The organism is Saccharothrix sp. HUAS TT1, from assembly GCF_040744945.1.
Lineage (GTDB): Bacteria > Actinomycetota > Actinomycetes > Mycobacteriales > Pseudonocardiaceae > Actinosynnema.
Genome location: NZ_CP160453.1, coordinates 2,504,101 through 2,527,459, shown reverse-complemented (window position 1 = coordinate 2,527,459; position 23,359 = coordinate 2,504,101). Strand labels below are relative to the sequence as shown.

Here is a 23,359-nt window from a genome sequence, read left to right as displayed (position 1 = left end):
CTACTTCCAGGCGACGTCGCCCGCGACACCGTTGGACACGGCTTCGCGGGCGATGTCGGTGCGGGAGCGCACCCCGAGCTTCGCCAGCACGTGCGACACGTGCGTGGCCACCGTGCGACCGGACAGGAACAGCCGCTCGCCGATCTGCCGGTTCGACAACCCCGCCACCACCAGCTCGGTGACCTTCAGCTCCGTCGGGGTCAGGCTCTCCCAGCCGTGCGTGGCCCGCCGGTGCTTCGCGTGCGGGCCGCGCCGGATGCCGAGCTCCCGCATCCGGGCCAGCAGCCGGGTCGAGTCCCACTCCGCGCCCAGCTCCGCCTGCACGTCCACCGCGTGGCTCAACGCCGCCCGCGCCGACGACCGGTCGCCCGCCGCCGCGAACCGCTCCGCCGCGGCCGCCAGCGCCTTGGCCCGGAACAGCGGCCGGCCCGCCACCCGGTACTCCTCGGCCGCGCGCAGCAGCGCCACCGGGTCGGCCGACACCAGCGCCCGGCAGTAGGCCGCGGACGCCCGCCGGTGCGGCACGTCCAGCTCGGCGGCCAGCGCCTCGGCGTGCACGACCGCGGCGGAGGCGTCCTCGCCCAGCTCCGCGGCCAGCCGCACGAAGTCCGGCAGCAGGTCCTCCACGCAGTCCCACCCGGTCAGCACCGACCACGCCTCGCGCACCCGTCCGGCCTGCTCCAGCTCCAGGCTCACGGCCAGCGCCAGCGGCCCGATCACGTGCCCTTCGAGCCCGGTGCCCGCCGCGTCGAGGTGCCGCCGGGCACCGGCCGCGTCACCCCGGTGCAGGTGGATCAACGCCGCCACGCCGTGGTCGCACCGCGACACCATCGGGTGCTTCAGGTCGTCGGCCAGCAGGTCGACGTCCACCAGCGCCTCGTCCCACCGGCCCGCGTCCAGCAGCAGCTGCCCCAGCGCGCTCTGCGCCTGCCCGAGCCGGACGAGGTTGCCGACCTGGTCGGCGGCGTGCCGGACCACCTGCGCGGACGCGATGGCCTCCGCGCCGCGGTCCAGCTCGCCCAGCGTCACCGCCTGGTTGATCTGGAGCAGCAGCCGCAGGTCCGACGTCGCCGGCTCGCCCATGGCCACCGCCAGCGCCCGGTCGAACAGCGGCAGCGCCTCGGCCATCCGACCGCGCGCCATCGCCACGATCGTGCGCACGTGCAGGCCCCAGCTGGTGGCCCACCGGTCGCCGTCGACCAGCGCCGCGCGGGCCAGCCGCTCGGCGGCGTCCAGGTCGCCCATGTCCCAGTGCGCGCGGGCGGCCAGCACGAGCAGCCGCGCCCGGTCCGCCGAGCAGAGGTCCGGCGCGCCGAGCGCCCGTTCCACCTCGACCAGCGTCTCCGCCGAACGGCCGGTCATGCTGCGGCACTGCGCCAGCGTCCAGTGCAGGTCGACGAGCGTGCCGTGCTCCAGGCCGGCCAGCGCGACGGCTTCCGCGCCGTGGTGGTCGCCCAGCCGGAACCTGGCCTCGGCCAGGTGCGCCAGCAGCACGCCGCGCCTGGTCCCGGCGTTCGGCGCGATCACCACCCGGCCGAACAGGTCCACGGCGGCCTCGGGGGCGTGCGCGACGAGCATCGAGCCGTGCAGCACCAGCCAGTCCGCCACCCAGTCGGGCACCCGGTCGTCGGCGGCGAGCAGCTGCCGGGTGACCCGGTCGACGCCCGCGCCCGTGTCGGCCAGCGCGCGGGCCGCCTCGACGTGCCACGCGCCGCGCGCCGCCTCGGGCACCTCGTCGTACAGGGCGGTGCGCACCAGCGGGTGCCGGAACGACAGGCCGGCCGTGCCGTCCACCAGCACGCCCGCCACGGTCGCCTCCTGCAGCGCGGGCAGCAGCTCCACCACCCGCACGCCGAGCACCGCGGCCAGGTCGGCGACCGGGAAGTCCACGCCGAGCAGCGCGGCGGCCACGAGCACCCGCCGCACGTCCGCGCCGAGGAACCCGATCCGGTCCGCGATGGCGGCCGACAGCGACGGCGGCACACCGGAGTCGACCAGCCGGGCCGTGCCGGTCGCGTCGGTCTCGATCGCGGCGCCGCGGACCAGCGCCTCGACCAGCTCGACCAGGTAGAGGGGGTTGCCGCCGGCGTCCTCGGCCAACCGGGCCAGCGCCTCGTCCGGCGTGCCGCCGACCAGCTGGCCGGTCAGCTCGACCACCGCGGACGGCGCGAGGCGCGGCACCGGTAATCGGAGCACGCCGCTGCGCAGCACCGCCAGGTCGCCGCGGCGCGGCAGCGGTCGCAGCACGCCGATCAGCAGCAGCGGCAGCTGCGGCACCAGACCCGCCAGCCGCCGCCACACCGCGACGCTCGCCTCGTCCGCCCACTGCAGGTCGTCCAGCACCAGAACCACCGGGCCGACGGCGCACAGGTCGTCCACGCGGGCCAGCAGGCGTTCGGCGGTGACCGCGGCGCTCTCCGACCGGGCCACCGCGAGCGCGTCGAGCAGCGGCAGCAGCGGGAGCGGTCGGCCGAGTTCGTCGCCCGCGCCCCGGCACACCCGGAAACCGCGGGCCGCCGCCGCGTCGCACGTCACCCTGACCAGCGCGGTCTTGCCGATCCCCGGCTCACCCTCCACGAGCAGCGCGCTTCCCCGCCCCTGGGACAGGTCGTCCACCAGCGCCAGGAGGCGTCCCAGCTCACGCTCGCGGCCGGCGAGGCGCAGTGTGACGGCGCGCACACCACAAGAATACGTTGCGCTCGCCAGGTTAACAAGGTGTTACATTTTTTCCCAATTAACCTGCCTGCCGCACATTTTGCAGTTTGTTCACGCCGATTACGCTGCACACCGCTCCGGCTACTGCCACGGTAATCGCCGGAATTCCCCGACCCTGTCGACTGGAGAACGCATGCGAATCGGCCGAGTGCTCATCGCCGTCCTGGTGGTCACCCTCTTCACGACTGCCGCGGAGGTAGCCACCAGCCCATTCGGCGGAATGCCCTACAACTGACCGGCACTATTCCAACCCGATCCGAAAGATATTCCAACCGAGTTGCCGGACAGCCGGGAATAGGGGTCGCCAGGACGACGAGGTCCGGCGCGCCCCGCCACCGCCGAAGATTCGCCCTTCATGCCGGGCGATCGCGGCGCTACGCTCCGCAAGCGTGGCACCGGTTCCGACCAGAGGCGTCGCGCGCGTCGTGCGCTGCGGCGCGGTCGGGCTGTCCACCGGTCTGCTGGCCGTGCTCGCCCACGCGAGCGGCGGCGGTCACCTGCCGTCCCTGCCGCACCTGCTGGTCTTCACGCTGGCCATGGCCTGGACGTGCGGGCCCCTGACCGACCGGCAACTCGGGTTCGCCGAACTGCTCGGCCTGGTGGGCGTGGTGCAGGTGGCCGCGCACGTGTTCCTGGCCGTGCTGTCGAGGCACCCGCGCGAGGTGCTCCCCTCGCCGGCGGTGCTGCTGACCCACGTGGCGGCCACGACGATCGTCGTGGCCGCCCTGGCGGGCTTCGAGCGGGCCGTGTTCCGGCTGGCCGCCGTCCTGGCGGCGGTGCTGCCGCGCCGGCTGAGCCCGCCGCCCGCGTTCGCGCCGCTGCGCATCCCGATCGCCGCGCACCCGCGGCACCCGTTGTCGGAAGTGCTGCGCCGCCGCACCGTGCCCCGGCGCGGACCGCCCCGCTCCTAGGTGACGAATCCCCCCACCACCGTCCCGTCATCGGGACCGGTGGCACTCCCCACACCTAGGAGTTCTTCGCCATGACCGAATCCTGGCGCGGCTTAGTGCTGCGCTTCCACTTCTACGCGGGTGTGCTGGTCGGCCCGTTCGTGCTGATCGCCGCGCTCACCGGCGTGCTCTACGCCGCGACACCGCAAGTGGAGTCGTGGCTCTACTCGGACCAGCTCCGAGTGCCCGCCCCCACGTCGACCGTGCCGTTGTCGGAGCAGGTGAAGGCCGCCATGGCCAGCCGGCCAGGCGACGACCTGGTCGCCGTCCGACCGGCGCCCGAACCGGGCGCGACGACCCGCGTGCTGTTCGCCGGCGACGGTGACGCGCGGCCGACCGTGTTCGTCAACCCCGGCGACGGCGCCGTCGTCGGCGACCTGATGACCTACGGCACCAGCGGCGTGCTGCCGCTGCGCACCACGATCGACTCCCTGCACCGCAACCTGCTGCTCGGCGAACCCGGTCGGCTCTACAGCGAGCTGGCCGCGTCCTGGCTGTGGGTGGTGGCGCTGGGCGGCGTGTTCCTGTGGTTCAGCCGCCGCCGCGCGCAGCGGGTCAAGCCGACCACCGAGCGGCACGCCAAGCTGGGCCTGTGGGTGCTGGTCGGCGCGCTGTTCCTGTCCGCGACCGGCCTGACCTGGTCGACCTACGCCGGGGAGAACGTCTCGGACCTGCGCGCGGCGCTCAACTGGAGCACCCCCGCGCTGGCGGGCGGCGGCGACCACGCCGGGCACGACATGACCGACCCGATCCCCGCTCCACCGGGCCAGGTGGACTCCGTGCTCGCCACCGCGCGGGCCGCGGGCATCGACGCGGGCGCCATCGAGATCACCGTGCCGCCGATGGCCGGGATGGCGTGGAACGTCACCGAGATCGATCGCGGCTGGCCGACCCAGGTGGACGCGGTGGCCGTCAACGGCGGCGAGGTCGTGGACGAGGTGCGGTTCGCCGACTACCCGTTCGCCGCCAAGCTCGCCCGGTGGGGCATCGACGTGCACATGGGCGTGCTGTTCGGCTGGCCCAACCAGCTCCTGCTGCTGGCGCTCGGCCTCGGCCTGGTCGGCCTGGTGCTGCTGGGCTACCGGGTGTGGTGGCTGCGCCGCCCGACCCGCGGGTTCGGCCGGCCGGTGCCGCGCGGGCAGTGGCGGAAGGCGCCGCGGGCGCAGCTGTTCGTGGTGCTCGTGGTGGCCGCCGCGGTGGGCTGGTTCATCCCGCTGTTCGGGCTGAGCCTGCTGGCGTTCCTGCTGGTGGACGCCGTGCTGAGCAGGCGGTCGCGGCGGGGCGAGGACGTCGCCGAGCCGGTGGCCGGGTAAACCGCGCGACGGCCGAGCCGGGTCGGGGTCAGCCTGCGCCGTGCGCTTCGGTTGACGCCCCCTACCGCCCCCGGCTCGGCCGCCGGCCCGCCTCGCGGTGGGCTGGGCGGTGCCGGCCGACACCGTGCCGATCTACCCGCTGTACGCGCTGCTGTTCGTGGCCACCGGGTTGTCCGACGCCCAGGTCTCGGCGCTGTTCGCAATCTGGTCCGCGGTCGCGGTCGTCGCGGAGGTGCCCTTCGGCGCGTTCGCCGACCGGTTCTCCCGGAAGTGGTCGGTCGTCGGCGCCGGCGCCGACGAGCACTTCGGGCACGTGTTCGGTCAGGTCACGGCGGTCGGTCTGCCGGCGCAGGCGCCCGCCGCCCTGCCGGCGGTGGCGCTGTTCTCGACGGGCGGGTTCGCGCTCGTCGGGTGGGTGAGCGTGGCGACGTGCCTGGGCGCGGCGCTGGTGGCGACCCGGCTGCCGGAGGCGCCGCGACCGGAACCCGGGAGCTACCTGGCCGTGTTGCGGTCCGGCCTGTCGGAGACCGTGCGGGCGCCCGACGTCCGGCTCCCGGTGCTGGTGGTGGCCGTGCCGGCGGCCGTCGACGCGGTCGAGGAGTACTTCCCGCTGATCGCGGCGGGCTGGCGGGCGCCGATCGGCCTGGCGCCGCCGGCGACGGTGGCGATCCCGTTGGCGGGCGCGGCCGGGGCGGCGTTGGGCGGCACGCGGGCGCCGTCGGGGGTGCGGTGCGGCGGTGCGGCGGTGCTGCTGGGTGGCGCGGGGTTGGTCGGGCACCCGGCGGGGCTGGCGGTCGTCGCGGTGTTCTACGGGGTCTACCGGTTGGTGCTGGTGAGCGCGGAGGCCCGGTTGCAGGCGAGGATCACCGGCGACGCGCGGGCGACCGTGACGTCGGTGGCGGGGCTGGGCAGCGAGGTGTTCTCGTTCGCCGTGCACGGGGCCTGGGTGGTCGGCGGCGTGGTCGCGGTGGCGGTCCTGGTGCTGCCGATCGCGTTCGCGCACGGCTGGGAGCGCACCCGGCCGGAACCGGACGAGCCGGTCGTTTCACCACCGTGAACGGTGTTGACGCTGGTGGTCCAGACCACACAAACTCCGTTGCATGCGTGGGAAATCGGTCTTCTCCGCCGCCCTGGTGGCGGCCAGCCTGGTGGTCGTGGCGCCGTCTTCCTCGACGGCGGCTCCGGCCACGTTCGCCCACCCCGGGGTGTTGGTGAGCAAGTCGCAGCTGGACTTCGTGCGGGCCAAGGTGAACGCGGGCGCGCAGCCGTGGCGCGGGGCGTACGACCAGATGCTGGCGCACCCGTTCGCCTCGCTGTCCCGCGTGCCGAAACCGCGCGCGGTGGTGGAGTGCGGGTCGTACTCCAACCCCAACTACGGGTGCACCGACGAGCGCGAGGACGCGTTGGCGGCGTACACGTTGTCGTTGGCGTGGTACGTGACGCGGGACAACCGCTACGCGGCGAAGGCGATCGAGATCATGGACGCGTGGTCGGCCACGATCCGCGACCACACCAACAGCAACGCGCCGCTGCAGACCGCGTGGGCGGGCTCCTCGTGGCCGCGCGCGGCGGAGATCATCAAGCACGTGCACGGGAACTGGCCGAACGCCGGGCGGTTCGCGACCATGCTGCGCGACGTCTACCTGCCGGAGGTCGTGAACGGCAGGCCGGCGACGAACGGCAACTGGGAACTGTCCATGATGGAGGCGACGATCGGGATCGCGGTGTTCCTGGAGGACCGCGCGGTGTACGACCGGGCGGTGTCGACCTTCCGGACCAGGATGCCCGCGTACGTCTACCTGACCACCGACGGCGCGCTGCCCCGGACACCGCCGGGCAGCGGCATCGACACCCGGGACGAGATCGTCTCGTACTGGCACGGGCAGACGACGTTCGTGAACGGGCTGTCGCAGGAGACGTGCCGGGACTTCACCCACACCGGCTACGGCCTGGCCGCCGCCGCGCACATCGCGGAGACCGCTCGGCACCAGGGCCAGGACCTGTGGGGCGAGGTGCGGGAGCGCCTGCGCCACGCCTACGGGCTGCACGCCAAGTACCAGCTGGGCGTGGAGCCGATGCCGTCCTGGCTGTGCGGCGGCACGCGCGAGCAGGCCCTCGGCCCGACCACCGAGGTCGCGTTCAACGCCCTGCACACCCGCCTGGGCATCGCCATGACCAACACCCAGACCCTCACCGAGCGCCAGCGCCCCGCCGCCACCGACCGCCTCTTCATCGGCTGGGAAACCCTGACCCACGCCACCAACCCCTCCTGACCCCGCGCGAGTCGAACACTCGCGACCCCCGAGTCGAACGTTCGCGTCACCGACGTTCGGCCTGAATGTTGAACTCGGGGGTCCTGAGTGTTCGACTCGCGGGGTGGTGGGGGCGGTCTCCTGGTCGAACGCCGCCAGGGCCGGCACCGCTACGTCCAGCTGGCCGTCACCGACGACGGCCTCGCCCGGCTGCGGGACGAGCTCGCGTTCACCCCGCCGGCCACCCGCCGACCGCCGGCCAAGGCGTGCCTGGACTGGACCGAGCGCCGCTCCCACCTCGCGGGCGCGGCGGGCGCGCACGTGTGCGGCCACCTGCACGACCGGGGCTGGGTACGCCGGATCGGCACGGGCCGCGCCGTCCGCCTCACCCCGACCGGCGAGGCGGCGCTGCGCGACCTGCTCGGCATCTCGCCCTAGCCGACCAACCGACCAACCGGTCAGCCGGTCGGGGTCAGCCGGTCAGCCAGTCCGGCAGCCACGAGGAGTCGCCCGACGGCAGCACGTCGATCACGACGCAGGTGATGTTGTCCGGCCCGCCGCCCGCGTTGGCCGCCTCGATCAGCGACCGCACCGTCGCGTCGCCGTCCGCCGACGCGGTCAGCAGCCCGGCGATCTCCGCCGGGCCCACCACGTCCGACAGCCCGTCCGAGCAGATCAGGTACCGGTCGCCGACCTCGACCTCCTGGAAGAACAGGTCCGGGTCGTGCGCGCTGCCCGCCTGCAGGGCGCGCATCAGCATGGACCGGCCGGGGTGCTCGGCGGCCTGCTCGGCGGCCATCCGCCCGTCGTCCACGAGCGCCTGCACCATCGTGTGGTCCCGGGTGACCTGCGCCAGCTCACCGCCGCGCACGACGTAGCACCGCGAGTCCCCGATGTGCCCGACCGCGAACCGCTCGCCGTCCCAGAGCAGCGCGGTGAGCGTGGTGCCCATGCCGCGCATGTCGAAGTTCTCCTCGGCCAGGTCGGTCAGCCGGATGGCGATCTCCCTGGTCGCGCCGGACAGCTCGCCGAGCGGGTCGTCGGAGTCCACGTCGAGGTCGGCCAGCACCGCGACCGCGATGGAACTCGCCACTTCGCCGTACGCGTGACCGCCCATGCCGTCGGCGACGGCGAACAGGCGTTCGCTGAAGTGCACGGAGTCCTCGTTCGCTTCACGGCGCAGGCCGGGGTCGGTGCCGACGGCGTACCGGAGCGCATACATGCCGCACAGTGAATCACCCGCACGAGTGCCCGTGAGCAGGGCATGTCGAATCCGGCTACCTGGGACGGCCGTAGAACTCGCTCAGGAGGAGCATCGCAGCCCCCGCGGCGACCACGTCATCCCCCAACGGGGTGATCGACACGTCCACCGGCAGCCACTCGTCCTTCGGCATCCGGGCGCGCACGCCTTCGAGGTAGGCGGCGGGTTCGGCGAGCACCGCGCGACCGGCCAGCACCACGTGGTCGATGTCGAGCAGCTGCACGAGGTCGGCCACGGCCACGCCGACGACGGACGTCGCCTCGACCAGGTCGCCGCGCCCGGCGGCGAGGTTGTGCAGCGCCTCGACGCACCCGCTGCGCCCGCACACGCACAGCGGTCCGTCGAGCTGGAGGGTGGTGTGGCCGTACTCGCCCGCGTTGGTGCGCACGCCCCGGTGCACGCGGCCGTCGAGCAGCATGCCGATGCCCAGGCCGGTGCCGACGAGCACGAGCACGGCGTCCCGCAGCTCCTCGCCGCGCCGCCACGCCTCGGCGACGACCGCCGTGTTGGTGTCCTTGTCGAGCACGACCGGCAGGCCGAGCCGCTGCTCGGCCAACGCCCGCAGCGGCACGTCCTGCCACTCGGTCAGCCCGGTCGGGTAGTGCACCACGCCGGTGCGGTGGTCGAGCGGACCGACGAAGCCGATGCCGACGCCGAGGATGCGGTCGCTGCGCAGGTGGTCGACCAGCCGGTTCAGCTCGGCCACGAACGTCGGCGGGTCGAAGTCGCGCGGCAGCGGGGCGACCGCGCGGTCCAGGACGGTGCCGGCGAGGTCGGTGAGCACGACCCGCAGCTCGTCCCGCTCGACCTGGGCGCCGAGCGCCAGCCTGCTGTCGGCGACCAGCTTGAGCAGGGTGCGCGGCTTGCCGACGCCGACGTTGCGGGTGCCGGACTCGACCAGCAGGCCGTCGTCGATGAGCCTGCTGACCACCTTGGACACGGCCTGCGGCGTGAGACCGCTGCGATCGGCCAGCTCGACCCTGGTCACCGCGCCGGACCTGGCCAGCCCGAGCACCACCGCGTCGTTGTACCCCCGCAGGAAGCGCAAGTTGGCCACGGGTCCATCATCGCACCTGGCGCTTAACTACACGGCGTTGCTTTAATCGGAGGACGGCGGTCGCACCCGCCCGGACCGGACAGGTGGTGTCGCCGTGAGCTTGCTGGACACGTTGGTCGAGCAGGAGGCCCGGCTGGTGTTCACGTCGTTCGACAACGACGTGGCGCTGGCGCTGGGCGCGTTCCTGCTCGACGCCGCCCGCGAGCGGTCGCTGCCGGTGACGATCTCGGTGCGGCGCGGGCAGCAGCGGCTGTTCCACGCGGCGCTGCCGGGCACGTCGGCGGACAACGACGAGTGGATCGACCGCAAGAGCCGGGTGGTCGACCGGTACGGGCAGAGCTCCTACCGGGTCGGCGAGAGCTTCCGGGTGAGCGGCAAGTCGTTCGAGGTGGACTCCCGGCTGGACCCGGACCGCTACGCCGCGCACGGCGGCGCGTTCCCGGTGACCGTGGCCGGTGTCGGCGTGGTCGGCACCGTCGGCGTGTCCGGCCTGCCGCAGGCCGACGACCACGCCTTCGTGGTCGAGCAGGTGGCGGAGTTCCTGGCCTCGCGGTGACCACGGGCGCACCGGCTGCCGCCCAGCCGCGGCGCCCCTCCACCCGACGCGTCCTGCCCCCGGACGCACGTCGGGCAGGCGGTGAGGGGCCTCCCGACCACCCCCGGGAAGCCCCTCACCGCCTTAGACCACTCCTCGGGCGGGCGCCGCGATCAGCAGAACACCTCGTTCAGCAGCTCGTCGAAGCCCTGGACGTCGGCGGGGTCGGGGGCGAACGTCAGCGACACGACCAGGCGCGTCTTCGTGTCCGGCGTGCTGAGCATCAGGCTGGCGTAGCCGGGGATGCTGCCCCCGTGCCCCCAGACGGACCCGCCGCACGGCAGGTCGGTCCGCTCGACGCCCAGGCCGTAGCCGTTGGTGGTCGGCAGCGCCGACGTCAGCTCGGCCCGCTGCGCCGGGCGGAGCAGGCGGCCGTCCAGCAGCGCGTCGGCGAACCGGTCCAGGTCCGCCGTCGTGGAGATCATCTCGCCCGCCGCGTACGCGACCGACGGGTTCATCTCGGTGATGTCCACGACCTCGCCGCCGTCCCTGAGGTAGCCGTGCGCGTGCGGGCCGGGGATGTCGCTCCGGGCGCCGGGCACGACCGTCGAGCGCAGCCCGAGCGGCCGCAGGACGCGCTGCGCGACCTCCGCGCCGTACGGCCTGCCGGTGACCGCCTCGACCAGCAGCCCGGCCACCACGTAGTTCGTGTTCGAGTAGTTCCAGCCCGTGCCCGGCTGGAAGTCGAGCGGCCGGGCGGTGGACAGGGCCACCAGCTCGGCGGGCGTCCACGTCCGGAACCGCTCGGACAGGTCCTGCGGCAGCACGAGCGTGTAGTTGTGCAGGCCGCTGGTGTGCTGCAGCAGGTGCCGCACGGTGATCCGGTCGCCGTCCGGCAGCAGGCCGGGCAGGTAGCGCCCCACGGGCGCGTCCAGGTCGACCTCCCCCTCGCCGACCAGCTGGAGCACGACGGTGGACACGAACGTCTTGGTGATGCTGCCGACCCGGAACCGGCCGTCGGTCGGCACGGGCCGCGGCGAGTCGACCCGGGCCGTGCCGGCGCGGGCGGTGAACTCGCGCCGCCCGTCGGTGACCCGGACCTGCACGCCCTGCGCGCCCGTGCGCGCCATGGCGTCCAACGCCCGCTGGACGACCTGCCGGTCGACCCGGCCGGCGGGCTCGGCCACCGCCGTGCCGCCGACGCCCGCGACCGCCAACCCCACGACGGCGGCCAGGGCGATTCCCCTCTTGCCCATCAACGGCTCCTCCCTCTTCCGTCGAGACCCCCTCGACGGCTCCGAGTCTGGCCGTCCCGGCACACGCCCACGTCCGACCCTGGTCTTGGGGTCGACGCGACTTTAGGCTCATCCACCCCTAGTGGTCGCTGTTCTTCGGAACCGGTTCCGAAGGTCCTGCGACTACTCCATTCGAGTGACGAGAATGGTCTAGACCTTGACCGTGAAGTGGTCTGAACCACATGGTGGCGTCAACCCTGCACTCCTTTCCTGACAAGGAGCACGATGTCCAAGATCCGATGGCATGTCACAGCGTTGTTCGTGGCGGTCGCCACGTTGGTGGTGGGACTGGTGGTCGCGCCCGCGGCCAGCGGCGCGGGCGGTGTCTCGGCCACCTTCACCAAGGGCTCGGACTGGGGCACCGGGTACGAGGGCAAGTACACGATCAAGAACGGCGGCACGTCCGCGCTGACGTCGTGGACGGTCGAGTTCGACCTGCCCTCCGGGCACAGGGTCAGCTCCCTGTGGGACGGCTCCCACACCGCCAGCGGCCAGCACGTGACGGTCAAGAACACGTGGAACGGCACCGTGGGCGTGGGCGGGACGGTGAGCTTCGGCTTCAACGTCACCTACTCCGGCGCGTTCAGCGGCCCGCTCAACTGCAAGCTGAACGGCGCGTCGTGCGACGCCGGCGGGACCAACCCGACGACGACCACCACGACCACCACGACGACGACCACGACCACGACGACCACCACGACGGGTCCGACCACGACCACCAGCAACCCGCCGGTCGGCTCGCGGAAGAACCTGGGCTACTTCACCCAGTGGGGCGTCTACGGCCGCCAGTACTTCGTCAAGAACATCCACACCTCCGGCTCGGCCTCGAAGCTGACGCACATCAACTACGCGTTCGGCAACGTGCAGAACGGCCAGTGCACCATCGGTGACGCCTACGCCGACTACGACATGGCGTACACCGCCGCGAACTCCGTCGACGGCGTCGCGGACACCTGGGACACCGGCGCCCTGCGCGGCTCGTTCAACCAGCTGCGCAAGCTGAAGAAGATGTACCCGCACATCAAGGTGCTGTGGTCGTTCGGCGGTTGGACCTGGTCCGGCGGCTTCGGCCAGGCGGCCCAGAACCCGGCGGCGTTCGCCGAGTCCTGCTACAAGCTGGTCGAGGACCCGCGCTGGGCGGACGTGTTCGACGGCATCGACATCGACTGGGAGTACCCGAACGCCTGCGGCCTGACCTGCGACACCTCCGGCTTCAGCTCGATGAAGACGGTCTCCCAGGCCCTGCGCGCCCGCTTCGGCGCCAACTACCTGGTCACCGCCGCCATCACGGCGGACGGCTCCAACGGCGGCAAGATCGACGCGGCCGACTACGGCGGCGCGGCGCAGTACCTCGACTGGTACAACGTCATGACCTACGACTACTTCGGCGCGTTCAACGCCAAGGGCCCGACGGCTCCGCACTCCCCCCTCACCTCCTACCCCGGCATCCCGCAGGCGGGCTTCAACTCCGACGCGGCGATCCAGAAGCTGAAGAGCAAGGGCGTCCCGGCGTCGAAGCTGCTGCTGGGCATCGGCTTCTACGGCCGCGGCTGGACCGGCGTCACCCAGGCCGCCCCGGGCGGCACGGCGACCGGCGCGGCTCCCGGCACCTACGAGGCAGGCATCGAGGACTACAAGGTCCTGAAGAACACCTGCCCGGCCACCGGGACCGTCGCGGGCACCGCGTACGCGTTCTGCGGCAACAACTGGTGGAGCTACGACACCCCGGCCACCATCGGCGGGAAGATGAGCTACACCAAGTCGCAGGGCCTGGGCGGCGCGTTCTTCTGGGCGCTCGACGGTGACACCGCCAACGGCGAGCTGATCACCGCCATGGGCAACGGTCTGAAGTAGCGCGACCGGCACGAGGAAGGGCCCCGCGGGCAGCTGCCCGCGGGGCCCTTCGCCGTTCGGCGTTCGTGACCCGACCTGCCTAGAGGGTCAGGCTCCACGAGTTCAGGTACCCGGTGTCGGCCGAGTACACGTCCTGGACCTTGAGCTTCCACGCCCCGTTGCGCGCCTCGGACGAGACGTTCGCCGTGTACGTGGTGTCGATGTTGTCGCCCGAGTCGTTGTTCGACGCCTTCAACCGGTACGACGAGCCGTCCGGCGCGACGAGGTCGATCACCACGTCACCCCGGTAGGTGTGCACGACGTTCACCCCGACCTGCGTGGACGACGAGGCCGTGCCCTCGCACCCGGTGATGGTGATGGTGCTGGTCACGGCGGCGCCGTTGTCCGGGATCGCGACGTCGGTGTCGTTGGTGGCCTTCGCGCAGCCGACCGGCGGGTTGCCGCCGCCGCCGTACGGGTTGGCCGCCTTCTTCGCCGCGTACATCAGCATCGGCTTCGTCTTCGGCCAGAACGTCGACGCCTGGCACGAGTACGCCGGGAAGAACCCGGAGCAGGCGCCCGACGACGGCCCGATCTCCCACACGAACGACGCCACGCCCAGGTCGTCGTACACCCAGTCGTCGGTCGCGCCGGCCGCGTTGTACAGCACCTCGCCCGGCTGCCCGTACTGCCAGCCGCCGGCCATCGTCGCCATGTCCTTGGCCATCGCGCGCAGCGGCGCGTCGTTGCCCGTCTTGTACGACGTCGTCCAGCCCCACGGGAACAGCACCAGGTTCGAGTAGCTGTGCATGGAGATCACGACGCCGGTGGTGTCGGCGGGCGCGGCGTCGGTGACGCCGGTGCCGCGGCGGTCGCGGTAGAGGTTGCGCCACAGCGCCTGCAACGCCCGCGTCTCCACCTCGGAGTTCGCCGACGGGCCCTTGTAGGTCTGGTCGCACGGGTTGGACGACGTGCCCGAGCCACCCCAGTGCGAGTCGGTGTTGCGGTTGAGGTCGACGCCGACCTGCGACGACGACGTGCCCGAGCAGTTCGACCCGTTCGTGGTGTTGGCGTTCTTGCGCTGGTAGCGCGGCGAGTTGCCGCCCTGCTGCACGATGTTCACGCCGTCCGGGTTGGCGATCGGCACCACCCACACCTCGGTGGTGTCCAGCAGCGCGGTGACCTCGGCGTCGGCGCCGTAGCCGGTGGTCAGGTGGTCGATCCACTTCCACGCCGTGTCACCGGTGGTCAGCTCGCGGGCGTGCAGCTGGCCCATCACGAAGAACCGGGGCTTGGGCGCGGAGGGGTTCAGCGCGCAGTCGCCCGCGTTCTTCTTGGTGATGCAGACGGCGCGCAGGTCGTAGCCGCCCGAGCCCTGGGTCTTGCGCCAGGAGTCGCCGTAGTCGACCAGCGTGGCCAGGCCGGGGTACTGCTGCGCGACCTGGTCCAGGTGCGACCAGTGCGCGTTGATCGTGCGGTAGCCGCCGTAGTACGTCTCGTTGATGTCGGCCGCGTCGAACGTGGGCGACTGGGACTTCTTGGCGGGCGGCTGCCACTCCGGCGCGGGCAGCACCTCGTCGATGACGGCGGTGAATCCGGCTTCCTCGATCCGGCCGCCGGTGCCCGCGTCGCCGAGCACGAACAGGTAGTCGCCGTCCCGGTCCTCCAGCACGTCGAAGCCGCGCCCGAGCAGGGTTTGGGCGGCGGCGCCGAGCGGCGCGTGGACCTTGTAGACGTAGGTCGGTCCGGCGGGTGCGGCGGTGACCTCGGGGGCGGGGCCGGCGGTGCCGGGGACGCCCCCGGTGACCACCGCGGCCGCCGCGACGCCGGCTATGGCCAGCGTGAGCAGTGAACGTCTGGTCGACTTCACGGTCGTTCCTCCTACAGGCAGGGTTCGAGCAGGAGGATGGGGCACCGGGGGCCACCTTGCACACCCGCCGACCGGCCGTTCCTGGCCGTCGGCGGACGGGGTTTTGACAGATGGCGTCGAGGTACCCCGGCTCTTGGTCCGGATGGAGGAGGAATCGTGACGGACGAAGAACTGGTCGCCCGAATCACCCAACTGGTGGAGGAAGAGCACCGGCTGGAGGGCTCGCGCATCGGCGAGGGCCTGGGCGAGGGTGACGTGCGGCGGCTGCGGGACCTCGAAGTGGCCCTGGACCAGACGTGGGACCTGCTGCGCCAGCGCCGGGCGCGGCGGGCCGCCGGCATGGACCCCGACGGCGCGGAGCCGCGCGACCCCGGCACCGTGGAGGGCTACCGGCAGTAGCGGACCGCCGGCCGGGATCGGGCGCCGCGGCGGTCGGGAGCCGGGGGTTGACCCGTCCCCTGGGGCAGGCCGCAGGGTCGTCGCCGTGGAGGATGTGGCGGTGGCACGGCTACTGGGGATCGGCGAGTTCGCCCGCCGGTCGCGGCTGTCGGTGAAGGCGCTGCGGCTGTACGAGCGGCAGGGGCTGCTGTGCCCGGCCGAGGTCGACGCGGGCAACGGCTACCGGCGGTACCGCGAGGACCAGCTGGTCGGCGCCCGCCTGGTGGCGCTGCTGCGCAGGCTGGACATGCCGCTGGTCGACGTGGCCCGGATCGTGGCCGCGCCCGAGGCGGACCGGGCCGACCTGGTCGCCGACTACTGGGCCGACGTCGAGCACCGGGTGGCCGTGCGGCGCGGCCTGGCCGCCCACCTCCGCGTCGTGTTGTCCGGAGGGAAGGGGTTGGCGGAGATGTACGAGGTCAAGCAGCGGGAAGTACCCGAACAGGTGGTCCTGACCGAGCAGCGGCACCTGCTGCAGCCCGAGCTGGACGGGTGGATCGGCGCGGCGGCGGACCGGCTGGCGAAGGCGGCGGAGGCGCACGGCGGGGTGGCCGGACCGATGTTCGTCGTCTACCACGGTGAGGTGAACGAGGACAGCGACGGACCGGTGGAGGCGTGCGTGCCGGTGCGCGCGGACGCGCCGCCGAGCGGGGTGGCGGCCCGGGTCGAGCCGGCGCACCGGGAGGCTTACGCGCGGCTGACGAAGGCGCAGGTGGTGTTCCCGCAGATCCTGTCCGCCTATGACGCCGTCGCCGCATGGATCAAGGAGAACGGCCACTCGATCCACGACGCGCCGCGCGAGGTCTACTTCGCCGACTGGGCCGCCGCCGGTCCGGACGACGGCGTGTGCGACGTCGCCTTCCCGCTGCGCTAGCGGACCGAGCGCAGGAACGCCTCGAAGGCCCGCGCGGGAACGGCCACGTGCCCACCCGCGCGGGACTTCGTGTCCCGGATCGCGGCGAACCCCGGCACCACCGCCACCTCGACGCAGGTGCCGTTGTCCTCGGTGTGGCTCGACGTCTTGAACGCGGCAACCGAGAAGTCCGGAGTCATGGCGGGGACCACCTCTCGCAGTCAGGCGTAGCTCTGGGCGACACCCAGGACGAACCTCCTCGATTCTTCCACCCCGAGCGCGTTGGCGGTGAGGTTGGCCCACAGCTTGGAGTAGTCGGCGACCTCCTTGTCGCCATCGAGGTAGTCGGCATCGTGCAGGTTCTCGACGTAGACCATCTCCAGCGGCGGCGCGGAGGTGGGAGCGGGGATCCGCAGCATGGTGAAGCCGAAGGTGCTCGCCCCACCCGGCGCGTCGAACGGCAGCACCTGGATCCGGACGTTGGGCCGCCGGGCGATGTTCGCCAGGTGCAGCAGTTGCTCGTGCATCACCGCGTTCCCGCCGAAGACCCGCCGCAGGCAGCTCTCGCTCAGCACGAAAGCCGCATCGGTCGGTTGGTCGCGGAACAGGATCTGCTGCCGCTCCAGGCGCATGGTGATCACATCATCGATCTTGTCCCGATCGACCCGGTTCCGAGCGACCAGCAGGGCTCGCATGTAGGACATCGTCTGCAGCACACCGGGCACCAGTTCCGTGCCGTACAAGCGCAACTCGCTGGAATCCAGCTCGAAGTCGTAGTAGGGCCGCAGCTCCATCGGCACCGCTGCCCGGTGCCCGGCCCACCGACCGCGCTGACTCCTGGTCCGCGCCAACTCGACGATCTCGGCCTTCTCCTCCTCGGTGTGGACGTCGTAGTGGTCGAGCAGCATCTTGGCGTCGCCCGGGGTCAGGCCCTCCCGGCCCTTCTCCATCTTGGTGACCCGGGTGGTGTCGCGGCCGAGGAGCTTGGCGACCTCCTTCGGCTCCACACCGGCGCGTGCGCGGGCTTCCCGCATGCAGATCGAGAGGAACTTGAGCCGGACCGTGGGCGTCAACGGCATGGTCATCATCCGATCGGGTCAATTGCTCGCTAGCAGTTGCAAAATCATCTCGGTCAGGATCAGGCTAGCAATCGGGTCGGGGGTCTCGGCCGCAGAAGATCGGGAACCACTCGAAAGGGGTCGCCGTGCAGGTCAAGAGGGAATGGCTGGTCCGGTGCACGGACAACCAGGAGCAGCCGTCTGTCTGCTCGATCGCGGTCAGCGACGGCATCGTGGAGGTCTGGGACACGAACGGCCACGTCATCAAGTTCGGCGGCACCGAGATCGAGGACTTCCGCACGATGTTCGCCGAGGCGGCGGAGCGGGCGGCGGCCGACGAGGGGTTGCGCCGGGCCGGCTGACCGGTCAGACCAGCTGGGCCAGGCGGTGGTCCAGCGCCGTGTGCCGCCGTCCCGCGCCCACGGTGCGGACCGCCTGCCCGATCGCCTTGCGCGACCCGACCAGCACCACCAGCTTCTTCGCTCGCGTCACCGCCGTGTACAGCAGGTTCCGCTGCAACATCATCCACGCGCTCGTCGTGATTGGAATGACCACACATGGGTATTCACTGCCCTGTGAGCGGTGAATCGTCATGGCGTAGGCGTGGGTCAACTCGTCCAGCTCGCCGAACTCGTAGTCCACGTCCTCTTCCTCGTCGGTCCGAACGGTCAGCTTCTGCTCCACCGCGTCAATCGCCGTGACGACGCCCAGCGTGCCGTTGAACACGTTCTTGTCGTAGTTGTTCCGCAGCTGGGTGACCTTGTCGCCGACCCGGAACACCCGGCCGCCGAACCGGCGCTCCGGCAAGTCCTGCCTGGACGGTGTCAAAGCCTCCTGCAGCAACGCGTTCAGCCCGCCCGCGCCCGCCGGTCCCCGGTGCATGGGCGCGAGCACCTGCACGTCGGTGCGCGGCTTGAGGCCGAACTTGCGCGGGATGCGGTTCGCCACGACGTCGACCACCAGCGCCGCCGCGTCCTCGGCTTCCTCCACCGGGAACAGGAAGAAGTCGGGCAGCCCCTGCACGACCGGGTAGTCGCCGTTGTTGATCCGGTGCGCGTTGGTGACCACGCCGGACTGCTGCGCCTGCCGGAAGATGTGCGTCAGCCGGACGTTGGGCACCGGGCTGCGGTCGGCCAGCACGTCGCGCAGCACCTCCCCCGCGCCGACGGACGGCAGCTGGTCGACGTCGCCGACGAGCAGCAGGTGCGCGCCGGGTGCGACGGCCTTCGCCAGCTTGTTCGCCAGCAGCAGGTCCAGCATCGACGCCTCGTCCACGACGACGAGGTCCGCGTCCAGCGGCCGGTCGCGGTCGTAGGCCGCGTCACCGCCGGGCTTCAGCTCCAGCAGCCGGTGCACGGTGCGGGCCTCGTGCCCGGTCAGCTCGGTCAGCCGCTTGGCCGCCCGGCCGGTCGGCGCGGCCAGCACGACCTTCGCGCCCTTGGCCGCCGCCAGCTTCACGATCGACCGCACGGTGAAGCTCTTGCCGCACCCCGGGCCACCGGTCAGCACGGCGACCTTGCTGGTCAGCGCCAACCGGACGGCGTCCCGCTGCTTGTCCTCCAGCGACGCGCCCAGCCACCCGAACGCCCGGTCCCAGTCGACCGACGCGAACGCGGGCAGCCGCTCCTCGTCGGTCCGGAGCAGCCGCAGCAGCTGGTTGGCCAGGGAGATCTCCGCCCGGTGGAACGCGACCAGGTAGACGCCGGGCTCGCCGTCCGGCATGACCTCGCGGACCACGCCCTCCTCGCCGACCAGCTCGGCCAGGCAGTCGATCACCAGGCCCGCGTCCACCTGGAGGATCTTGATCGCGGCGCCGATCAGCTCGTTCTCCGGCAGGTAGCAGTTGCCGTCGCCGGTCGCCTCGGACAGCGTGAACTGCAACCCGGCCTTCACCCGCTGCGGGCTGTCGTGCGGGATGCCGACGGCCTTGGCGATCACGTCCGCGGTGCGGAACCCGATGCCCCACACGTCGTTCGCCAGCCGGTAGGGCTCCTCGCGGACGACGTCGATCGACTTGTCCTGGTACTGCTTGTAGATCCGCACGGCCAACGACGTCGACACGCCGACGCCCTGGAGGAAGACCATCACCTCCTTGATGGCCTTCTGCTCCTCCCACGCCGCCGCGATCAGCTTGGTGCGCTTGGGGCCCAGCTTCGGCACCTCGATCAGCCGCTGCGGCTCGTGCTCGATGACGTCCAGCGCGTCGACGCCGAAGTGGGTGACGATCCGGTCGGCCAGCACCGGCCCGATGCCCTTGATCAGGCCGGAGCCGAGGTAGCGCCGGATGCCCTGGATGGTGGCGGGCAGCACGGTCGTGTAGTCGTCCACGTGGAACTGCTTGCCGTACTGCGGGTGCGAGCCCCAGCGACCGCGCATCCGGATCGACTCGCCCGGCTGCGCGCCGAGCAGCGCGCCGACCACCGTGATCAGGTCGCCGCCGCGGCCGGGGTCGACGCGGGCGACCGTGTAGCCGGTCTCCTCGTTGGCGAACGTGATCCGCTCCAGCACCGCTTCCAGGACCGCGTCAGCCACCGGGTCACCCTAGGACGTGCCACCGACGCGCCGCGGTCAGGGCCAGAGCACCGCCCGCCCGCCGAACTCGCCGACGACCACCCCGCCGGCGTTGACGCCCAGCGCGAACCCGTAGGTCCCGGACGGCACGGGCAGCAGCTGCACCTCGCCCGTCGGCGACCAGCGGATCGGCCTGACCTCCCGGTTCTGCGCCGTGCCGACGGCCACCCCGGCGTCGTTGAGCCGCATCACCTCACCGATGGTGAAGCCGGTCGGCAGCGCCAGGGTCGTGAGCGTGCCGTCCGCCGCCCACCGCGCCGGCTTGCCGCTCACCCGGCCGAACGCGGCGCCGGTCGCGTCGACGGTCTGGAGGGTGCTGGACTGGCCGGGTGACGCGGGCGCCTCGGTCAGCGCCGTGCCGTCCCAGCGCGCGGCGAAGGACGTCCGGTCGCCGCGCTGGAAGTGGGCGATGACGAACGGGCCGCGCACCGCCTTCACCGAGAGCGAGGCGCTGTCGGGCACGGCGCCGAGGTCGGTGAGCGCGCCGCCGTCCCACCGGACGGCTCGTCGGTGGTCGGCGAAGTGGGCGATGCCCGCGATGGCGCCGTCGGCGTCGACCGCGGTGGCCTCCGTCGCGACGCCGAGGTCGGGCAGGGCGGTGGCCCGGCCGTCGCGGTCCCAGCGGATCGCCCGCCGCACGCCGCCCGCGTCGCCGCCGTAACCGACGACCGTGCCGCTCGCGTTCACCTCGACGGCGAAGCTGTAGGTCCCGCCGGGCAGGAGGTCGAGGACGGTGGCGACGCCGTCGGCGCCCCACTTCGTCGCCTGCGCCCAGTGCTCGGGCGTGCTGGTGTTGCCGTGCGCCACGCCGTCCGCGTCGACCCCGAAGACCTTCCCGGGGTTGACGGCCCCGGGAGGCGGGAGCAGTTCGGTGATCGCGCCCGACGCGTCCCAGCGCACCGGCCTGGCCTTCCCGTCCGCGCCGGTCGAGCGACCGACGACCACCCCGGCGTCGTTGATCGCGACCGCCGAGCCCTTCGTCCCGCCGGGCAGCGCGGCCAGTTCCACCACGCCCGGCTCGGCTCGCGCCGCGGGCGCGCCGAAGACCACCGATGCGAGCGCCAACGCGGTGCCTAACGACCGTCGCACGACCAGACCTCCTCGTCGAAGTCCCGCTCGTGCCAGCTAAGCAGGTTGCCTCTGGGAGCGCTCCCAGAATCGGCCGATCGGACGTCTCGGCGCTTCGGGTCCCGGGAACGGCGAACGGCCCCGGGCAGGTGCCCGGGGCCGTTGCCGTCACGCGGGTCAGGCGGCTCGGCGCCGCCGTCCGCCGACCATCGCCGCCGCACCGGCGAGCAGCGCCAGCACGCCGACCGCCATCAGGCCGAGCGGGGCGACGCCGGTGTCCGCCAGGGCCGCTGCCGCCGCGCCGCCACCGGCAGCCGGTGCCACCGGCGCCGCCGGCGCCGCCGGGGCCTGGGCGGGCGGGTTCGGCACGGCCGGGGGCGTCGTCGGCTCCGGGCCCGGGGCGGTGTCCTCCCACGGCACGAGCCGGGGGTACCAACCGCCGCAGTAGTCGCCGCAGTTCGCCTTGAAGTGCATCACGACCCGGTCGACGGGCAGCTCGCCCCAGTCGCTGAACCGCCACGGACCGTCCACCTCGACCCAGTACGGGCCTGCCGGCAGGTCGGTGAAGTCGACCCGGCCGGTGGCGTCGGTGACGCCCCGCGCCGCGGTCTGCCCGGAGAACCAGTCGACCAGCCGCACGGTGAGGCCGGTGACCTGCTCGCCCTCGTCGTGGATCGTGTCCTCGTCCGCGTCGTGGGTGAACCTCATCCACGTGTGCGTGGTCCCGGTCGGCACGCGCGCCAGGTCGTAGGCGTCCGGGAAGCCGCGCTCGTTGTAGAAGTCGTCACCGAAGGTGCACCCGAAGCTCACCGAGCCGAAGTCGGCGGCCTTCGGCGGCACCACGCCGCTGACGGTGACCGTCACGGTCTGCCCGGCGGGCACGTCGACGCCGGACGCGTCCCAGTTCAGCGCACCGAGCCGCAGGTCGACCACGTGCGGCCCCTCGCCGCCGCTGCGGTCGCAGAACGCGGTGATCCGGTGCAGGTCCGTCGTGCCGCTGTTGGTCAGCGCCACCACGGCGTGCGCGGTGTCGCCCACCGAGTACTGGTCCTGCGTGAACGCGATCGACGCGGAGAACCGGTCGGTGAGCGGCCGGACCGCCACGTACTCCACCGACTCGTCGCCGTCGACCTCGACGGCGGCGTTGGACGGCATCACCCAGCCGTCCGGCACCCGGCTGAAGAAGACCGAGTAGCGGACGAGCGGCAGGTCGGCCAGGTGGAACCGGCCGTCGGCGCCCGTCGTGGCGACGGTCTCCCGACCGGCGTGGTTGAGCCGCACCTGGACGCCGGCGATCGGTTCGCGAGCGCCGTTCCGCTCGCCGAGGACCAGGCCGCTCACCGAACCCGCGGCGGCGTCCGGAGCGGTGAGCAGCGGGGCGACCGTCGTCCGGTTGTTGTCCCAGACCATGTCGTTCTGGGAGTAGATGATCACCTCGAAGACCGGCGGGCCCTCCCAGTTGTAGACCTGGCCCTGCCACCGCGCGGTCGCCGACTGACCGGGCGCGAGGGTCTTCGGCAGGTCCGGCAGGGGCCACTGCAGGCTCACGTACGACCCGGACGTCCGGAGCGTGTAGGTGCTCAGGCCGGTCACCTCGGCGGTGCCGTGGTTGGTGACCGTGACGTCGATCGGGAAGGGCTGGCCGACCAGGTACGGGCCGCCGTCGACCTTCGCCGTGACGCCCGGGTCGGCGAAGGGCTCCGCCGCGGGCTCGACCTCCGGGTCCTGCTGCTCCCCCGCAGGCGTGCCGGTGTCGGCTCCGGTCTCGGTGTTGGTGTCGGCGGGGTCTTCGGTCGCCGGCTGGTCGGTGTTCGCCGGGTCCGGCGTCGCCGGTTCGGTGTCCGGTTCGGACACCGGCTCGGACACGGGCTCGGTCACCGGTTCCGCGGCCGGTTCGGTCGCGGGCTGCGTCACCGGCACGGTCACCGGGTCCGCGATCTCGGCCGGCTCCGCGGTGGTGACGGGCTCGGCGGGTGGCGCGTCCTCGGCGTGTGCCGTGGCGCACAGGGTGGTGGTGAGCGTTATCGCGATGGCCGCCGCGGCGGTCCTTCGTGCGAGCAGACGTGCTCTGCGCACGGTCAAGCCGGCCCCCTTTTGCAGGGTGCCCGAACAGGCGACTGGTCCCCCGACCCCCCCGTGACCTGCCGAACACCACTTGGCATGTCCCGTTCACCGTATCCGAAACCGCGTGGTCCTCACAGCGTTATCGGTTCGAAGTCGTCGCCTCGAACGAGTCTCCACAGGACGTTCACAACTCGCGCCGGTCACCTCCACCACCCGCACCTAGAGT

Annotated in this window: 20 protein-coding genes; 10 read left to right on the top strand and 10 right to left on the bottom strand. The window is 72.5% G+C overall.

Going from position 1 to position 23,359, the window contains the following annotated elements; genetic code table 11:
• On the bottom strand, window positions 1–2,679 hold the full coding sequence (locus tag AB0F89_RS12325) for an AAA family ATPase (protein ID WP_367135604.1): 2,679 nt from the start codon (window positions 2,677–2,679) through the stop codon (window positions 1–3).
• Window positions 2,680–3,104: 425 nt separating this feature from the next.
• Between AB0F89_RS12325 and AB0F89_RS12320 the strand changes: the two genes are divergently transcribed.
• The 5 genes from AB0F89_RS12320 to AB0F89_RS12300 all read left to right on the top strand — a co-directional run bounded on the left by AB0F89_RS12320 (window position 3,105) and on the right by AB0F89_RS12300 (window position 7,668).
• The gene (locus AB0F89_RS12320) at window positions 3,105–3,626 is read left to right on the top strand and encodes a hypothetical protein (RefSeq protein WP_367135603.1); all 522 of its coding nucleotides are present in this window, start codon (window positions 3,105–3,107) and stop codon (window positions 3,624–3,626) included.
• Between the two features lie 71 nt (window positions 3,627–3,697).
• Window positions 3,698–4,978 (top strand): PepSY-associated TM helix domain-containing protein, encoded by a 1,281-nt coding sequence (locus AB0F89_RS12315; protein ID WP_367135601.1) that lies wholly within the window; start codon window positions 3,698–3,700, stop codon window positions 4,976–4,978.
• A 109-nt stretch (window positions 4,979–5,087) separates the two neighbouring features.
• On the top strand, window positions 5,088–6,035 hold the full coding sequence (locus AB0F89_RS12310) for an MFS transporter (RefSeq protein ID WP_367135599.1): 948 nt from the start codon (window positions 5,088–5,090) through the stop codon (window positions 6,033–6,035).
• Between the two features lie 43 nt (window positions 6,036–6,078).
• Window positions 6,079–7,251 (top strand): alginate lyase family protein, encoded by a 1,173-nt coding sequence (locus AB0F89_RS12305; protein ID WP_367135597.1) that lies wholly within the window; start codon window positions 6,079–6,081, stop codon window positions 7,249–7,251.
• An 87-nt stretch (window positions 7,252–7,338) separates the two neighbouring features.
• Window positions 7,339–7,668, top strand: a complete 330-nt coding sequence (locus AB0F89_RS12300) for a hypothetical protein (protein WP_367135595.1) — start codon at window positions 7,339–7,341, stop codon at window positions 7,666–7,668.
• A gap of 34 nt (window positions 7,669–7,702) precedes the next feature.
• Here AB0F89_RS12300 and AB0F89_RS12295 read toward each other — a convergent pair whose 3' ends face one another.
• On the bottom strand, window positions 7,703–8,452 hold the full coding sequence (locus AB0F89_RS12295) for a PP2C family serine/threonine-protein phosphatase (RefSeq protein ID WP_367135593.1): 750 nt from the start codon (window positions 8,450–8,452) through the stop codon (window positions 7,703–7,705).
• 55 nt (window positions 8,453–8,507) lie between these two features.
• The gene (locus tag AB0F89_RS12290) at window positions 8,508–9,548 is read right to left on the bottom strand and encodes an ROK family protein (RefSeq protein ID WP_367135591.1); all 1,041 of its coding nucleotides are present in this window, start codon (window positions 9,546–9,548) and stop codon (window positions 8,508–8,510) included.
• 94 nt (window positions 9,549–9,642) lie between these two features.
• Here AB0F89_RS12290 and AB0F89_RS12285 point away from each other — a divergent pair, with 94 nt between their 5' ends.
• Window positions 9,643–10,104, top strand: coding sequence for a heme-degrading domain-containing protein (locus AB0F89_RS12285; RefSeq protein ID WP_367135589.1), 462 nt, complete (start codon window positions 9,643–9,645; stop codon window positions 10,102–10,104).
• 152 nt (window positions 10,105–10,256) lie between these two features.
• Here the strand turns inward: AB0F89_RS12285 and AB0F89_RS12280 are convergent, their stop codons facing one another.
• Window positions 10,257–11,339 (bottom strand): serine hydrolase domain-containing protein, encoded by a 1,083-nt coding sequence (locus AB0F89_RS12280; RefSeq protein ID WP_367135587.1) that lies wholly within the window; start codon window positions 11,337–11,339, stop codon window positions 10,257–10,259.
• 264 nt (window positions 11,340–11,603) lie between these two features.
• Between AB0F89_RS12280 and AB0F89_RS12275 the strand changes: the two genes are divergently transcribed.
• Window positions 11,604–13,232: a glycosyl hydrolase family 18 protein gene (locus tag AB0F89_RS12275; protein WP_367135585.1), complete on the top strand. Its 1,629-nt coding sequence runs from the start codon at window positions 11,604–11,606 to the stop codon at window positions 13,230–13,232.
• A 79-nt stretch (window positions 13,233–13,311) separates the two neighbouring features.
• Here the strand turns inward: AB0F89_RS12275 and AB0F89_RS12270 are convergent, their stop codons facing one another.
• A complete protein-coding gene (locus tag AB0F89_RS12270) occupies window positions 13,312–15,081 on the bottom strand; it encodes a M14 family zinc carboxypeptidase (protein WP_367135583.1) in 1,770 nt (589 codons plus the stop codon).
• Window positions 15,082–15,237: 156 nt separating this feature from the next.
• Between AB0F89_RS12270 and AB0F89_RS12265 the strand changes: the two genes are divergently transcribed.
• Complete coding sequence (locus AB0F89_RS12265; protein ID WP_367135581.1) at window positions 15,238–15,480, top strand: DUF2630 family protein; 243 nt, start codon at window positions 15,238–15,240, stop codon at window positions 15,478–15,480.
• A 100-nt stretch (window positions 15,481–15,580) separates the two neighbouring features.
• Complete coding sequence (locus AB0F89_RS12260) at window positions 15,581–16,393, top strand: MerR family transcriptional regulator (RefSeq protein WP_367135580.1); 813 nt, start codon at window positions 15,581–15,583, stop codon at window positions 16,391–16,393.
• Here AB0F89_RS12260 and AB0F89_RS12255 read toward each other — a convergent pair.
• On the bottom strand, window positions 16,390–16,572 hold the full coding sequence (locus AB0F89_RS12255; RefSeq protein WP_367135578.1) for a DUF397 domain-containing protein: 183 nt from the start codon (window positions 16,570–16,572) through the stop codon (window positions 16,390–16,392). The genes AB0F89_RS12260 and AB0F89_RS12255 overlap by 4 nt on opposite strands.
• Window positions 16,573–16,593: 21 nt before the next feature.
• A complete protein-coding gene (locus tag AB0F89_RS12250; RefSeq protein ID WP_367135576.1) occupies window positions 16,594–17,451 on the bottom strand; it encodes a helix-turn-helix domain-containing protein in 858 nt (285 codons plus the stop codon).
• Window positions 17,452–17,576: 125 nt separating this feature from the next.
• On the opposite strand from AB0F89_RS12250, the gene AB0F89_RS12245 reads away from it, so the two are divergent.
• Window positions 17,577–17,792, top strand: a complete 216-nt coding sequence (locus AB0F89_RS12245) for a hypothetical protein (RefSeq protein WP_367135574.1) — start codon at window positions 17,577–17,579, stop codon at window positions 17,790–17,792.
• Window positions 17,793–17,796: 4 nt separating this feature from the next.
• Here AB0F89_RS12245 and AB0F89_RS12240 read toward each other — a convergent pair whose 3' ends face one another.
• The 3 genes from AB0F89_RS12240 to AB0F89_RS12230 all read right to left on the bottom strand — a co-directional run bounded on the left by AB0F89_RS12240 (window position 17,797) and on the right by AB0F89_RS12230 (window position 23,151).
• Window positions 17,797–19,962, bottom strand: a complete 2,166-nt coding sequence (locus tag AB0F89_RS12240; protein WP_367135572.1) for an ATP-dependent RecD-like DNA helicase — start codon at window positions 19,960–19,962, stop codon at window positions 17,797–17,799.
• Window positions 19,963–19,998: 36 nt separating this feature from the next.
• Window positions 19,999–21,090, bottom strand: coding sequence for a hypothetical protein (locus tag AB0F89_RS12235; protein ID WP_367135570.1), 1,092 nt, complete (start codon window positions 21,088–21,090; stop codon window positions 19,999–20,001).
• Window positions 21,091–21,246: 156 nt separating this feature from the next.
• Window positions 21,247–23,151, bottom strand: a complete 1,905-nt coding sequence (locus AB0F89_RS12230; RefSeq protein ID WP_367135568.1) for a hypothetical protein — start codon at window positions 23,149–23,151, stop codon at window positions 21,247–21,249.
• Window positions 23,152–23,359: the final 208 nt, after the last annotated feature.